This window comes from Microbulbifer donghaiensis (assembly GCF_900129095.1).
GTDB lineage: Bacteria > Pseudomonadota > Gammaproteobacteria > Pseudomonadales > Cellvibrionaceae > Microbulbifer > Microbulbifer donghaiensis.
Genome location: NZ_FQVA01000003.1, coordinates 313,166 through 325,837, shown reverse-complemented (window position 1 = coordinate 325,837; position 12,672 = coordinate 313,166). Strand labels below are relative to the sequence as shown.

9 protein-coding genes are annotated in these 12,672 nt (G+C 59.8%); 7 read left to right on the top strand and 2 right to left on the bottom strand.

Annotated features, from left to right (window positions below; translation table 11 throughout):
* Positions 1 to 14 precede the first annotated feature (14 nt).
* The 7 genes from hflX (at position 15) to BUC36_RS13400 (ending at position 8,357) form a co-directional block, all read left to right on the top strand.
* Entirely contained in the window at positions 15 to 1,328 is a 1,314-nt protein-coding gene (gene hflX / locus BUC36_RS13430) for a ribosome rescue GTPase HflX (protein WP_073275989.1), read from the top strand.
* Between the two features lie 77 nt (positions 1,329 to 1,405).
* The gene (gene hflK, locus BUC36_RS13425) at positions 1,406 to 2,554 is read left to right on the top strand and encodes an FtsH protease activity modulator HflK (RefSeq protein ID WP_073275987.1); all 1,149 of its coding nucleotides are present in this window, start codon (positions 1,406 to 1,408) and stop codon (positions 2,552 to 2,554) included.
* A 12-nt stretch (positions 2,555 to 2,566) separates the two neighbouring features.
* Entirely contained in the window at positions 2,567 to 3,445 is an 879-nt protein-coding gene (hflC, locus tag BUC36_RS13420) for a protease modulator HflC (RefSeq protein ID WP_073275985.1), read from the top strand.
* A gap of 192 nt (positions 3,446 to 3,637) precedes the next feature.
* Positions 3,638 to 4,831 carry an ATP phosphoribosyltransferase regulatory subunit gene (locus BUC36_RS13415; protein ID WP_073275983.1) on the top strand — a complete coding sequence of 398 codons (1,194 nt, stop codon included), beginning with the start codon at positions 3,638 to 3,640 and terminating at the stop codon, positions 4,829 to 4,831.
* A gap of 77 nt (positions 4,832 to 4,908) precedes the next feature.
* Positions 4,909 to 6,231: an adenylosuccinate synthase gene (locus BUC36_RS13410; protein ID WP_073275981.1), complete on the top strand. Its 1,323-nt coding sequence runs from the start codon at positions 4,909 to 4,911 to the stop codon at positions 6,229 to 6,231.
* A 155-nt stretch (positions 6,232 to 6,386) separates the two neighbouring features.
* Complete coding sequence (gene trhA, locus BUC36_RS13405; RefSeq protein WP_073275979.1) at positions 6,387 to 7,034, top strand: PAQR family membrane homeostasis protein TrhA; 648 nt, start codon at positions 6,387 to 6,389, stop codon at positions 7,032 to 7,034.
* A gap of 102 nt (positions 7,035 to 7,136) precedes the next feature.
* A complete protein-coding gene (locus BUC36_RS13400; protein WP_073275977.1) occupies positions 7,137 to 8,357 on the top strand; it encodes a lytic murein transglycosylase in 1,221 nt (406 codons plus the stop codon).
* A gap of 53 nt (positions 8,358 to 8,410) precedes the next feature.
* On the opposite strand, the gene BUC36_RS13395 is transcribed toward BUC36_RS13400, so the two are convergent.
* Together BUC36_RS13395 and BUC36_RS18850 are read right to left on the bottom strand one after the other, a co-directional pair.
* On the bottom strand, positions 8,411 to 9,427 hold the full coding sequence (locus BUC36_RS13395) for a succinylglutamate desuccinylase/aspartoacylase family protein (RefSeq protein WP_073275975.1): 1,017 nt from the start codon (positions 9,425 to 9,427) through the stop codon (positions 8,411 to 8,413).
* 80 nt (positions 9,428 to 9,507) lie between these two features.
* A complete protein-coding gene (locus BUC36_RS18850) occupies positions 9,508 to 12,651 on the bottom strand; it encodes a DUF6531 domain-containing protein (RefSeq protein WP_143186998.1) in 3,144 nt (1,047 codons plus the stop codon).
* Positions 12,652 to 12,672: the final 21 nt, after the last annotated feature.

Sequence of the window (12,672 nt, the reverse complement as noted above, 5' to 3'; positions counted from 1 at the left end):
TAAGAGAATTCCCATTGTTTTTCGAACGACCGGAATCCGGTGAACTGGCTGTGCTGGTACATCTGGAACTGTCAGCCATCGACAGTCCAGATGACCCGCGCGAATTTGAAGAGCTGGCACTCTCTGCCGGTGCAGACCCGGTGACCTTTATTTTCGGCCAGCGCGCCACTCCCGATCCCAAGACTTTTGTCGGCCGCGGCAAGCTGGAGGAGATTCAGCAGGCGGTAACAGAGCATGGCGCCGAGCTGGTGATCTTTGATCACACCCTGTCCCCGAGTCAGGAGCGCAATATCGAGCGCGAACTGAAATGCCGTGTATTGGACCGGACCGGATTGATCCTGGATATCTTCGCCCAGCGCGCGCGCACTCACGAGGGCAAGCTGCAGGTGGAGCTGGCGCAGCTGCGCCACATGGCCACGCGCCTGGTGCGGGGCTGGACGCACCTGGAGCGGCAGAAGGGTGGTATCGGTCTGCGCGGTCCCGGTGAGACCCAGCTGGAAACGGACCGCCGCCTGCTGCGTGCGCGTATCGATTCTATCGAGAAAAAACTGGAAAAGGTGCGCCGCCAGCGCGAGCAGGGCCGGCGCGCGCGCTCCCGCGCCGAGATGGCCACCGTTTCCCTGGTGGGCTACACCAACGCGGGCAAATCCACGCTGTTCAATCGCCTTACCGATGCAGACGTCTATGTGCGCGATCAGCTGTTCGCAACGCTGGACCCGACCATGCGTCGCGTCGACCTGCCCAATGTCGGCGCCATGATCCTGGCGGACACGGTGGGCTTCGTATCCCATCTGCCGCACAAGCTGGTGGAAGCATTTCGCGCCACGCTGGAAGAGGCGGCGCAGGCGACACTGTTGCTGCACGTTGTCGATGCGGCGGCGGAGGACCGCCTGCACCTGATGGAAGAGGTGCAGAACGTACTCGAGGAGATCGATGCGGCGGAACTGCCGCAGCTGCTTGTGTATAACAAGATCGACCTGCTGCAGGACAGCGAACCGCGCATCGAGCGGGACGATCAGGGCGTGCCGCGCGCTGTCTGGGTCTCTGCTGTTACCGGCGCCGGCGGCGACCTGCTGATCGAGGCCATTGCCGAGCGCCTCGGCGAACAGATGGTGCGAGGTCTGCTGGTGACGACGCCGCAGCAGTCGCGTTTGCGCGCGCAGCTCTACGAAGTCAATGCCGTACAGAGCGAAAATTTCCGCGACAACGGCGACTGCGAATTGCAATTGCTGTTGCCGCGCAGTGATTTCCAGCGCCTGCTGGCACCCTTCAAACTCAGTGGCAACGCGCCGGAATGGCAGCCACTGGACGAGACGGAACAGCGATAAGCGGCAATATTTCGCAGGCGAAGAATGCTAGAATCCGCCGGTACATAAAGCTAAATGATCAGAGTTGGAGTATTTAGATGGCCTGGAACGAGCCGGGTGGTAATAACAAGGATCCCTGGGGTGGCGGTGGCGGCAACCGCAATGACGGCCCCCCCGATCTGGACGAACTGCTGCGTAAGCTGCAGCAGAAGCTGAATGGCCTGTTTGGCGGCGGCGCGGGTGCCGGAGCCAGCGGCGGCTCCGGCGGTTTTCCCTGGTCGTTGGTGCTGATCGTGCTGGCGGTGCTCTACGGTCTGCTGGGTTTCTATCAGGTCAACGCCAACGAAGCGGCGGTTGTTCTGCGCCTGGGTAAGTATCACTCCACCGAAACGGCAGGTCTGCACTGGAATCCGCCACTGATTGATGCGGTTACCAAGGTCAACATGACCGAGGTGCGCACCGAGCGCACCACCGGGCAAATGCTCACCGAGGATGCGAGCATCGTTGACGTGGTCCTGCAGGTGCAGTGGCATATCGACAACGCCGAATCCTTCGTGCTGCGCGTGCGCGATCCGCTCAAGAGTCTGCAGGAGGCGACCGACAGTGCCCTGCGCCACGTGGTGGGCTCCACCACGCTGAACGGCGTCATCTCCCAGAATCGTACCCAGGTGTCCGCGGATACCCAGGAGCGGCTGCAGCAGTACCTGGATCTCTACCTGACTGGGATTCGGGTCGACGTGGTCAACCTCACTGACGCCAAGGCGCCGCGGGAAGTGCAGGATGCCTTCGACGACGTCGTGCGGGCACGCGAGGATGAGGTACGCCTGCAGAACGAGGCGCAGGCGTATGCCAACCAGGTAATCCCGGTCGCGCGCGGCCAGGCTCAGCGTATTATCGAGGACGCCGAAGGTTACAAGGCGCGGGTGGTTGAAAGTGCCCGCGGTGAGGCGGTGCGCTTTGAGAAACTGCTGGCCGAATACGAGCGGGCGCCGGAAGTGACCCGCGAGCGCCTGTACCTGGACGCGGTTCAGGTGGTCATGTCCAACGCCTCGAAAGTCATGGTGGATGTCGAGGGTGGCAGCAACATGATGTATCTGCCTCTGGACAAGCTGGCACAGGACAAGGGCACGCAGACGGTGCAGCGCAAAGACGTGTCGCCGGCTGTGATCGATGAGGTCTACGAGCGCATCGTCGATCGCCTGCGCACCGAGGCTGCCAACAGCCGTCGCAGCCAGAATGTACGCTAAGGGGGTGACGCAATGAACAACAGAACACTGGTGATTATTGCCGCGCTGCTACTGGCGCTGCTGACCATTTCCTCCAGCGCCTTCGTCATCAAGGAGACGGAAAAGGCCGTACTGCTGCGTTTCGGTGAGCTGATCCGCACGGATTACGAGCCGGGCCTGTACTTCAAGATTCCACTGGTGCACGAACTGCGCAAGTTTGACGCGCGTATCCAGACTGTGGACTCGAGCCCGGTGCGCATGCTGAACGCGGAAAACAAGTTCATGATGGTGGATTCATACGCCAAGTTCCGCATTATCGATGTGGGGCGCTTCTATGTCGCGACCCGCGGCGATGAACGCAATGCCGTGCGGCTGCTGTCCGAACAGATCAACGACCGTTTGCGTAACCAGTTCGGTGTGCGCGATCTGCACGAAGTGGTCAGCGGCCAGCGCGATGAGTTGATGGCGGAGATCACCAAGAACCTGAACGAGGCGGCCAAGTCCAGCCTGGGTGTGGAAATCATCGACGTGCGTGTTAAGCGTATCGACCTGCCCCCGGAAGTGTCCGAGTCCGTGTTCCAGCGCATGCGCGCCGGGCGCGAGCTGGTGGCCCGCGACCACCGCGCCAAGGGTCAGGAGGCCAGCGAGCGTATCCGCGCCAACGCCGACCGCCAGAAGGTGGAGATTGAGGCCGAGGCCTATCGCCAGTCGGAAGAGCTCCGCGGTGCCGGTGACGCCGAGGCCGCCGCCATCTATGCCGCGGCCTTCAACAAGAACCCGGAGTTTTATCGCTTTACCCGCAGCCTTACCGCCTATAAGGAGAGCTTCCAGCATAAGGCCGATCTGCTGCTGATGGACCCGGACAGCGAATTCTTCCGCTATCTGAAGGATCCGGAAGGTAAGTCGCAGTAAGACCGACCGGCGGGAATAGGCGGGACGGGCCTGGTTTGGCCCGTTTCGCCGGCAAATCCGCGCAATTGCCGGATCAAACCCCTACCTTCCCGCAAACAGTTGGTGGTAAAATCACGCAAACCGGGCCGAGCCCGGTTTTTTTGTGAAGGGTGCCCCCGCACCTGTTACACCGCTGACAGTACCTGTTTCACCATGACCCAAGCCGATCGCTGGATGCTGCCGGATGGCATCGCGGAAATCCTTCCCGCGGACGCCGTGCAGATCGAAACCCTGCGCCGCCGCCTGCTGGACCTCTATCACAGTTGGGGCTACGAGCTAGTGATACCGCCGATGCTGGAGTTCACCGAGTCCCTGCTGGTTGGCATGGGGCGAGATCTCGATCTCAGCACCTTCAAAGTCACCGACCAGCTCTCCGGCCGCACCCTTGGCATTCGCGCAGACATCACACCCCAGGCCGCACGTATCGACGCGCACAGTTTCCCCCGCGCCGGCGCCAATCGCCTGTGCTATGCGGGCCACGTAGTGCATACGCGGCCGCGCACCGCAATGGGTTCCCGCGCGCCGATTCAGATCGGTGCCGAGCTGTACGGGGTGGAAAGCCTGCAGGCGGATATCGAGATCATCTCGCTGATGCTCGAGAGCCTGCAGATTGCCGGGATTGCACAGATTCACCTGGATCTCGGCCATGTCGCTATCTATCGCAGTCTCGCCGAAGCCGCGGGGCTGGACGAAGAGCAGCGCCGCGAACTGTTTGCGCTGCTGCAGAGCAAAGCCAGTGCCGACGTGCAGCGCTGGGTACAGGACAACGTGACCGACCCCCAGGTGGCCGCCTGGTTGCGCGCATTGCCGGGCCTTGCCGGCGGGCGCGAATGCCTTGTGCGCGCGCGCGAATTGCTGAGCGGCGCACCGACCGAACTCGAGGCGGCACTCACCGACCTGCAGCGGGTGGCCGAAGCCCTCGCGCAGCGCTATCCGGCCGTCGAATTGTTTTTCGATTTGAGCGAAGTGCGCGGTTACGACTATGAAACCGGGCTGGTGTTTGCGGTCTATACGCCCGGCCACGGCCAGGCACTCGCAAACGGCGGCCGCTATAACGGTATCGGCGCGGTGTTTGGTCGCGACCGCCCTGCCACCGGATTCAGTAGCGACCTGGTATCGCTCAATACGCTCGGCCGCGCCGCGATACCAGCGGATTGCGCCATTCTTGCACCTTTGGCAGAGGGGGCCGAAGGGCAATCCCTGTGGCGCACCGTGGAGGAATTGCGCCGCAACGGTGAGGTGGTGATCGCCACTTTGCCGGGCGATGCCGAGGCCGAGGTGCAGTCTCGCTGCGATCGCGAACTGGTCCTCGACAACGGCGACTGGGTGGTGAAGCCGCGCGGCTGATCCGAACTAAGATTAATTTGCTTGCCGGGGCGGTCCGTCCGTTCCGTCAGAAACCTTGAGTTAGAGATTTACGCAAAATGGGCAAGAACGTAGTAGTGCTGGGCACCCAGTGGGGCGATGAAGGCAAAGGCAAGATTGTCGACCTGCTGACCGAAAAAGTGTCACTGGTGGTGCGCTTCCAGGGTGGTCACAACGCCGGTCATACACTGGTGATTGACGGCGAGAAAACCGTCCTGCACCTGATTCCCTCCGGCATTCTGCGCCCGAGCGTCACCTGCCTGATCGGTAACGGCGTCGTGCTGTCACCGGAAGCGTTGCTGAAGGAAATGGCGGAACTGGAAGCGAAAAACGTGCCGGTGCGTGAACGCCTGCGCCTGTCACCGGCCTGTCCGCTGATCCTGCCGGTGCATGTGGCCCTGGATCAGGCTCGCGAGAAGGCGCGCGGTGACAAGGCGATCGGCACCACCGGTCGCGGCATCGGCCCCGCCTACGAAGACAAGGTCGCGCGCCGCGGCCTGCGTCTCGGCGATCTGTGCAACTGGGACAGCTTCTGCGCCCAGCTGAAAGAACTGCTGGAGTACCACAACTTCGCCCTGACCCAGTACTACAAGGTGGATCCGGTCAGCTACGAAGAGACTGTCGAAGCGGCGAAAATCTGGCGCGACCAGCTGGTGCCGATGATCACCGACGTCGCCGATCAGTTGCACTGTGCCCGCGAGCGCGGTGACCATATTCTGTTCGAGGGCGCCCAGGGTTCGCTGCTGGATATCGACCACGGTACCTATCCGTTCGTTACTTCCTCCAACACCACCGCCGGTGGCACGGCTACCGGCTCCGGTTTCGGTCCCCTGTACCTCGACTATGTGCTGGGTATCACCAAGGCCTACACCACGCGCGTCGGTGGTGGTCCTTTCCCGACCGAGCTGGAGTGTGATGTGGGCCGCCACCTGGGTGAGAAGGGCCACGAGTTCGGCGCTACCACCGGCCGCCAGCGCCGCACCGGCTGGTTTGATGCCGTCGCTGTGCGCCATGCAATCCGCATTAACAGTATCTCCGGCCTGTGCCTGACCAAGCTGGACGTTCTCGATGGCCTCGAGGAAGTGAAGATCTGCGTGGGCTACCGCAATGCCGCAGGCGAGGAAGTGCCCGTGCCTTTCGACGCCGCCGGTTGGGAGGGAGTTGAGCCTGTATACGAGAGCATGCCCGGCTGGACCGACACCACTTTCGGCGTGCGCCGCGAGGCGGAGCTGCCTGCCAATGCGCGCGCCTATATCGCTCGCATCGAGGAGCTGGTGGGGGCGCCCATCGACATTATCTCCACCGGCCCCGATCGCAAAGAGACCATCGTGCGCGAATCCTCGGCCCTGTGCGAAATGGGTATCCACAACCCGAGCCTATAAAGGCGGGCCGGGCTCAATCCGGCCACTTCGTGAATCCCCGGTCCCAATCAGCTCTTGCTTTCATCGGCAAGGCTGCCGATGATTGGACCGGATTTAAGCGTCTGGTCACAAAGTTGTGCCAGACTTAATGGCCAGCTTTCTGACCGGGGTTTTGCATGTCCTCCACCGTCGCCCACCGCTATACCTTCGCGGAAGAAGTCGCCAACAGTATTACCCACGGCGTCGGGGCACTGCTCGCCATTGCCGGTCTCGGTGTCCTCTGCGGTTTCGCTGCCCTGCGCGGCGACGCCTGGCATATTGCCAGCTCCAGTGTCTACGCCGCCACCCTGATTCTGTGTTTCGGGGCCTCGACCCTGTATCACGCCATCAGCCATATCCGCGCCAAGGAGATACTGCGCACGCTCGACCATTCGGCCATATTTCTGCTGATAGCGGGTACTTACACACCGTTTACGCTGGTGACCCTGCGCGGCCCGTGGGGTTGGTGGCTGTTCGGGATTATCTGGGGGCTGGCGCTCGCCGGACTCGTTATCCAGTTCACGCCGCTGAAAAAGATCCGCGCCCTGTCGATCACACTTAGCGCGCTGATGGGGTGGGTGGTTATCGCCGCAATCAAACCGCTGATGAACAGCCTTGAGCCCGGTGGTCTCTGGCTGCTGGTCCTCGGTGGCCTCTGTTACACCGGTGGTATCGCCTTCTACCTGTGGCGCAGTCTGCGCTTCCACCACGCCATCTGGCACCTGTTCGTATTGGCGGGCGGCATACTGCATTTCTTTGCCGTGCTTTTCTACGTAATTCCCTGAGTTGGCTTGACCTCCGTCACGGGTTGGAGAATCTGCCTTTCGGAAGGCGCCTTCCCGTTCTACCCTTGAGCGAGCAATTTGATGTGCGCTGAAGGAATCGCTATGTCCAGCCCTCGCCAGTATCTCAAGCTGTCCCCATTTGTGTTGCTGTTAAGCCTGCTGCTGACGGCGCCGGTCGCCGCCGAGGAGCCCGCTGACCCGGGCTTCCAGAAGTGGGTACAGGATTTCCGCAAGACGGCAATCAAGAATGGTATTTCCGGCGAGGTTTACGACCGCGCGTTCAAGGGGATCACTTCGCCGGATCAGTGGGTGCTGGATAAGGCGGCCTACCAGCCGGAGTTCAAGGCGCCGGTATGGCAGTATTTCGACAACCGGGTGCAGAGGCGCGCGATCGAGCGCGGCAAAAAGGAAAAGCAACAGCTGCAGCCCTGGCTTGAGAAGATAGAGCAGCGCTTCGGTGTCAATCCCAACATTCTATTGGCGATCTGGTCCGTCGAATCCAGCTACGGCGGCATCCTGGACAACGACAAGGTCATGCGCAGTGTGATTCGCTCACTGGCAACGCTCGCCTATGCGGATCCTCAGCGCAAGAAATTCGGTCGCCAACAATTGCTGGCCGCCCTGAAAATCCTGCAGAGCGGTGATATCGACGAGAGCCACCTGACAGGTTCCTGGGCTGGCGCCATGGGGCACACCCAGTTCATTCCGACCAGCTACCAGGCCTACGCCGTGGATATCGATGGCGATGGCAAGCGCGATATCTGGAATTCGGTCCCCGATGCACTGGCCACCGCAGCGAGCCTGCTGTCCAACAACGGCTGGCGCAAGGGCGAGACCTGGGGGTACGAAGTCACTATTCCCGACCGCAAGCTGCCCGCAGGCAAACTGACGATCGGCGAATGGGAAAAGCTGGGCGTCAAACGCGCCAATGGTGAGCCTTTCCCGCGCAAGGACGATATGGCTGAGCTGAAGTTGCCGGATGGCCGCAAAGGTCCGGCCTTCCTGATGCTGAAAAACTTCTTTGTCATTAAGCGCTACAACAACTCCGACCGCTATGCGACCGCGATTGGCCTGCTCGGCGACCAGATAGGTGGCGCACCCGGACTCGTGAAAGACTGGGATCGCCCGTTTACACCGATCGATAGCGCCCAAGTGGAAGAGCTGCAAAGACTGTTAAAAGAAAAAGGCTTCTACAAAGGGGAAATCGATGGCAAGGCCGGGTCGGGCACTCGCAAAGCGGTCCGGGCCTTTGAAAAGAGTGCCGGGGTCGAGGTGAAGGGCTATCCGAGTAAGGAAGTGATTGACCTGCTGCAGTCCCAATAAAAAACACCATGAGTAAAGGCGAACCGAAAGTTCGCCTCTATCAGTGCCGCTCCTCAGAAATTCTCATCCGGCAGCAGGCTGTCCTGCAGCAGTTCAAGATTCTCCGCCACTTCATGAGGCTCGTGAAAATAGGCGATGTGGTACATGGCCTCGCCTTCCTGCACCAACGGAATATTCTGTTTGCCGATAATAATGCCGTCGGCATTGCAAATTACCCGGTCCAGCTCGTGACCGTACGGATCGGCAATGGTTGCCAGAACCTCCCCTTCGCGCACATGGTCACCCAGCTCCTTCTTGTGATTTACAATGCCGCTGTCACTGGCGCGCAGCCATCCGCTGCGCCGGGCAACAAAGGGCTCGATGCTCTGTTGGCGGCGGCTTTTTGGCAGCATCTGCAGATGTCGCAAAACATTGACGATACCTTTTACCCCGGCGCGGATACACAGCTCGTCAAAACGCAGTGCCTCTCCGGCCTCATACAAAAGAATGCGTACGCCCAGATCCGCCGCCGCCTGGCGCAAGGACCCGTCGCGCAGGGTCGCGTTCAGCATTACCGGCACACCGAAGGCGTTCGCCATTCCACGTGTCTCCTCGTCATCCAGGTTGGCGCGTATCTGCGGCAGGTTGCTGCGATGTAGCGCGCCGGTATGCAGATCTATGCCGTAGTCGCACTTGGAGACGATTTCGTCGAGAAATACATGGGCCATGCGTGCAGCCAGCGAGCCTTTGGCAGAGCCCGGAAAGGAGCGGTTCAGATCGCGGCGGTCAGGCAGGTAGCGCGAGTGCTGCAGCACACCGTATACATTGACCACCGGCACGGCGATCAGCGTGCCGCGCAGCGACTTGAGCGACCGACTGCCGATCAGGCGGCTGATAATCTCGATACCGTTGAGCTCGTCGCCATGCAGTGCCGCACAAACAAACATGGTCGGACCGCTTTTCTTTCCTCGCTGCACATAGACCGGAATGGCCATTTCCGTGTCGGTGTACAGGCGAACCACGGGTAGATCGATACGTCGGGTCTCGCCGCGAGAGATAGATACACCACCGATTTTGAAGTTTTCTGCCATGAGTCAGTCATTAGAGGGGACGCGTTTGCATTGTAGCCGCTGCGCGTTTCCCGGTCGCTTGTTTTGCGGCGCGAAATTTTTCAGGCAGGCTCCACGTCGACCTCTGCGGTATATTCGAATTCAGACACGGTTCCCTGTTGATTTCCCCCGAAAGGGTCCTCCCTGTGTAGCCAGCAGTGCCGGATAGGGTTCCAGTAGCCTTGCCAGCTGTAGTAAAGACCGGTCTCTGGGTCGAGCATCTGCGCCGTTCCGCGCAAGCGGCAAGAGCCGGGGCCCGGCTCTCCGTTGGTGCCAACTTGCGCTGGCGCCGCACTTTCCGGCGACAATAGTTCACCTTGATGGTCAAACTGCACCAGCGGTCTGCCGGCCGGATCGAGCAGGTAGTGCTTGAGTGCGCCAGCCTGCCAGCAACTTAACAGTGCTCCCGTTAGCGGGTGATAAAGATACTGCGACGGCGGTTCCTCAATAGCCGCTATCTGGCTGTGCTCGGCCCACAATCCCAAACTGTTCCAATAGTAGAGGACGCGCTTCTGCTGCGTGGATTTACGGTAGGTGGTGAGTTTGCGCAGGCGGCGCCCGAAGGGGTCGTAACGAAAATAGGTTTTGAACGCGTCACATTCGGCGCCGGTCATCAGGCCCCAGCCATCGTATTGATAGCGATATTCGGAGTCACTGGAGTCACTACGCCTTTCCCTGGCGATACTGCCGTGCTGGTCGCGCTCGATACCACTGTGGTCAGCACTTAGTGCGGGTTCGATATCGCGCCCGGATTCCCGGCTTGCGAAATGCCAACGCTGGTTGTGCGTGGTCTCGATACTGGCTAGCTGGCCGTCCAAATATCGGTGCCGGCTGTGGATGCGGCCTTGGGTCCAGTTCTCCTCTGCGTCCAGGTATTCGCAGCGCAGCACTGCCTCGCCATTCGCATCTATACCGTAGAGAGCAGCGTCGGGAGCTAGCAAGTAGCTGATATCGAGTTCGCCGGATGTGGACTTCTTAAGCCAGCCCCGGCGATCATACTGGTGATTAATATCCAGACTTTCGCTATCGCTACTGTCGTGGTGTTCAGCGATGAGCCGGCCTCGCCTGTCGTACTGGAACCTTACACGGCTATAGCCGTTGTCGGCGAGCAGCAGGCGGCCGCACTCATCATGGTGAAACTCACACTGCTGGCCGCTGTTGTTGCGGATCTGCCGTAGTGCGCCGCAGTCGTCGTAGGTGAAAAACCAGCGTGTGTCATTGTTGCGGTATTCCCGCACTCGCGCACTGCTATCGTACCGCCACTGGATACAATCGCCGCGCGCATCATCGAATGCACAGAGCTGGCCGAAGCGATCGTAGCGCCAGGTCAGTGTATTCGCCGAGTTTTGTGCCTGGACGACATTTTTGTATTTGTCATAGCGGATTTCCCAGGTGTCTCCTGTGGGTAGGCGCAGCCGGCAGATATCGCCATCGTCGTCACGCTCCCAGAGCAGGCGTACCCGTCCATTCTCACTGATGCCGCACGGTCGACCCCGGGTATCACTTTCAACCTTAAGAATTCTCTCACCGCAACGATATTCCAGCAGTTCGCCGCTACTCTGGTAGCGCCACTGCCTTGCCGTGAGATTTCCACAGCTGCTGCCCGTCAACCTGTTCCAGTTGTCGTATTCAAATCTCCAGTGCCGCTCCCCACGCAAAATCGACGTCAGTTGGCCCTGTCCATCCCAGTGCAACTTCAGCTTGCCATTTTCCGGGTCGATCAGCCTTATCAGTTGTCCGCGCTCATTGAAAAGGAGGTTCCAGTCGTGTCCGGCTGGGTCCGTCACCGTTTCCGGGAGTCTCTGGTCGGAATAATCAAATAGCCAGTTTTCCTTTCCGCGAAGGTGCGCGGCTGCCAGCAGGCCGAAATCGTCGTAAACGAAGCGATCACTTATTCCACGGCGCGTGCGGCGCACCAGGCGGCCAAATTCATCGTGGCGACAGATTTCCCGTTGCGCGTTCGAAGTCTTCTGGCAGAGATTGCCGTAGTAGTCGTAAAAATAGCTGGTCACTCTACCTTGCTGTGTTTCCCGTAACAGCTGGCCTAAGCCATCAAACTCCCATTGTGTCTTATGCCGATCGGGTACGGTCAGCGTGCAGTGACGCTGCGAGTTCTGCCAGCATAACGAGTATTCGAATCGATTTTTTCTTAGTCTGTGACACCGCTGCTGGTGATCGTAGCTAAACTCGAGCGCGCCGTGCAGGTTGTGCTCCACACCAGTGAGCCGGTCGGAATCATAGTGATAGCTCTCGTGCGTAGTACCGCTGCAGGCTGCGGCGAGCCTTGCGGCCGTAGTGCAGTAATCATAGGAACAAAGGCTCTGTTCACCGGTAGGTGCATGTCGATTCAGTATTCTCTTGATGCAATGATTTTGGTATTCGAATATCAGCATCCGTCCCCAGGAGCTGACAACTTTTCTCGGCAGACCACCCTCGTAATCCACGGTGAGCGAATTACCAAATTGATCGCGTATTTCTGTTAGGGGGAGTGCTCCGCTGATACCATCTGCGCGGAATATCTTGTCGGGCTGGCTGAAACTCCTGAGGCGATAGCTGTGCAGACTCTGCCGATGTAGCAGCAAACGCTCGAAGCGGTTATAGCTGCTTTGCCCGATAGGCGGAACATTGAAAGACACAATCCGGCCTTCGGCGGTCTGCAGTTCTGCAACGGCTGCATGCGCACCGTCGCTGTCCGGGTGCCCTTCGGTGATAGTCAGCTTTTCGCTCAGAGTGTGACGCCAGCCAGGACCAAGCCCGTTGTTTTCTGTAATGCTGCTGCGGTAGTAGCGCTGCCATGCAAAAGGTAGAGGGCCGGGCAAAGTAAAATCTGTCCGCGCAAAGGCTACTTCACCGCTGTGAGCGATTACATGCTCCGCTACTTGCTGGCACCGAGCGAGCGAGGGTACGTGCCGACCTTGCGCATTGACACCAGGCCGATTACAGAACTTCACCGGCCCGCAGTCTTTAGTGCAGAGCGTCGGCAATTCTGGCGCCTGGGTCAGTGTGAATTTATCGGCCGATATCTCAGGCGGTATTGGCCACAGCGCGCCGAGAGGAGACTGTCCACTCGTATCCGCACTTTGTCCTGTATAAGAATTTAGCCACCGGCATAGCGCGAAAGGATCGCCAGCTACGGGGTCGATATGAGGCGGTGCTAGCTTTGTCAGTGCTAGTGGAATAATTTCGGCCAGACGTTCCGGTGTCATATTGGCGCTCTCGAGAAGAAT